The sequence below is a fragment of the Fructobacillus ficulneus genome, assembly GCF_001047075.2.
Classification (GTDB): Bacteria; Bacillota; Bacilli; order Lactobacillales; family Lactobacillaceae; genus Fructobacillus; species Fructobacillus ficulneus.
The window spans coordinates 216,058-218,764 of sequence record NZ_DF968000.1; the positions used below are offsets into that span (position 1 = coordinate 216,058).

Sequence of the window (2,707 nt, forward strand, 5' to 3'; positions counted from 1 at the left end):
AAAACGCCGCTAAGTTAGGGATGGACAAGGTCGGTGGGGCCTTCTTCGCACCCATCACGCCAAGTGCGATTTCCTTGGCGGACTTCCGCGGTGATATCGACGAACTCCTGGCTGGCCGCTTAGCTTCGCCAAGCTTCAAATACCGGGGCTTAGCCGTTAACCAGACCGAGTACCTGGACGAATTGGAACGGCTGTCTCCCAAGGAGGGGGCAGCCTTCTACCAGGTCAAATTAACCAAGGACGGGGTGCCAACGGCCAACTCCGATACGATTGACCCGGATGATTTGGCTTTGTTAATGAAGCGCAACCGCGACTTACTGGCCCAGGCTGGCCAACAAATCCAGGCCGGTCATTTTCCAATCCGACCGGTTAAGTCGGCCCTCCAGTATTCGGCCTTTAAGGATGTCATCCGCTTCGATAAAATTTTGGGTGACCGGTACCAAATACCGGAAATGACCGGGTCAAAGAAAGAAATTCTCAAGCAATTGCGTGAAAACGAGGACCGTGACAATGGCTAGACAGTATACCGAAAACCAAAGCAAGGCGATTGACCACCAGGGCCACAATATCTTGGTGGCGGCTTCGGCTGGGTCGGGAAAGACGACCGTCTTAATCGAACGGCTGGTCCGCAAAATCTTGGCCGGCGACCGGGTTGACCAATTTTTAATCGTGACCTTTACCAATGCCGCGGCGGCGGAAATGAAGGAACGGTTGGAGGTCGCCATCACCGACCAGATTGCCCAGACGAGTGGGGACCAAAAACGGTTCTTACAGGACCAGCTGGCCCTCTTACCGGTGGCCAACGTCTCGACCATCGATAGTTTCGCCTTAAAATTAATCGACACTTACTACTACAAGATTGGCCTTGATCCGAGCTATCGGCTCTTGGCTGATCAGGCCGAAGTCGCCCTCTTGAAGGACAGTGTTGTCCAGGGGGTCTTGGCTGACTTTTACGACCCTGACCATCCAGACCATCAGGCCTTTTTAGACTTGGTCAATAACTTTGCCAACCCGAACTATGATGCCGATTTGAAGGCTAACGTTTTACGGTTGGCCGACTTTGCCGTTGCCCGTCCCGATGGGGCCGAATGGCTGGCAGCCTTGGCTGCACCGGGACAATCAGCTGACCCGGTTGCCGTGAGTGACCGAGCAGACTACCGGAAGTTCTTGCAACCAAAGGTTTTGTCGGCGGTGACCCAGGCCAGTGCAGCCTTTGATTTGGTCTTAGCCGACTTGGAAGGCTTGCCAGAACTCGAAAAGACCTACAACTTTATCGCCGAAACCAAGGAACGGTTGGCGGCCATCAACACGGCCATTGCCAGCCAGGCGTCCTATGACGACCTGCGTGCCTTAGTCGATAGCGATTGGGGCAAGATGCCCCAGTCCAAGACTGCCAAGGTCTTCAAGGAAGATCCAGACCTGGCCGCCTTGTTGGATCATGCCCGGTCGACCTTTAACGCCTTCTTTGCCAAGTCAGGGACTGTTGGAGCTGTGATGGCTTTGAAGAAGACTGTTTTTGCCTTGTCCGAAGACCAGTGGCAGGTGGTCAACACGGCTGGCGATAAGCTCGTGACGACCCTAGTTAAGGTAACTCAGGCCTTTTTGGCAGCCTTTACGGCGCAGAAACGGGCGGATAACCTATTGGACTTTGCCGATGCCGAACAGCTTTCCTTGCAAATCTTGGACCAAGACGATGTCCGCGAATTGGTGCAAAGCCAGTTTAAGGAATTGTTGATTGATGAATACCAGGACATCAACCGCCTCCAGGAAAGCTTTTTGCAGAAGCTCTCCAACCAGCACAATATGTACATGGTTGGGGATGTGAAGCAGAGTATCTATGGTTTCCGGCAGGCCGACCCATCACTCTTTACGGGCAAGTACTTTGCCTTTGCCCAGGAAGGTAGTGAGGACGAGCGGATTGAACTGGCCGAAAACTTTCGGTCGGAAAACAACGTGACGACCGTCATCAACCAAATCTTTACCCAACTGATGGACCAAGAACTGGGCGATATTCCTTACCAGGACTCGGCCAAATTAATCGCCGCCGCTTCCTACCCAGACTTCGTCCCACCGGTCTTCCAGGTCAACCTGATTGAACAGGCGGATGGGGAAAGTGCTGACTTTGCCGGCAATGAAAACGCTGACGAAGAGGCTGATGGTGATTCAGCCGACCAGCCCGAAAAACGGGCCAGTCAGTACCAGTTATTGGCCCAAAAGGTCCAGGACTTGATCAAGAATAGTCAGGTCTATGACCAAAAGGCCGGGGTCATGCGGCCGGTCCGGTATTCGGATATTGCCATTTTGACCCGGTCAAAGGGTGGCTATGTCGAATTAATCCGCCACTTCAACACCGCCGGGATTCCAATCCAATCGGATGGGGTTGGAAATTACTACCAGGTGATGGAGGTTTATTTGGTCTTGGACATGCTCCGGGTCATCGACAACCCCCACCAGGACATTCCGCTGGCAGCAGTCCTACGGTCACCAATTTTTGGCCTAACCGAAAACGACCTGGCCGAAATCCGCTTGGCCGACCGCGACCACGACTTCTATACGGCCCTGGTTGCCTGGGCCCAGACCAAGCCCCAGGGTCAAGGGATTTTACTAGCTTTGGAAGCCTGGCAGCGGTTGGCCCGGCAAAACGACCTGGTTGGCCTAGTCCTGGCGATTTACCAGGATACCGGCTGGCTCGACTATGTTGGGACCC

1 protein-coding gene and 1 pseudogene are annotated in these 2,707 nt (G+C 53.9%); both read left to right on the forward strand.

Annotation, left to right across the window (positions count from 1 at the left end):
- Positions 1-518 (forward strand): annotated as a pseudogene (locus tag AOQ29_RS03275) (PD-(D/E)XK nuclease family protein); the annotation flags it as partial.
- Positions 511-2,707: UvrD-helicase domain-containing protein (locus AOQ29_RS03280; RefSeq protein WP_148666481.1), on the forward strand; the 2,197-nt coding region annotated here is incomplete at its 3' end. The pseudogene AOQ29_RS03275 and the gene AOQ29_RS03280, both read left to right, overlap by 8 nt.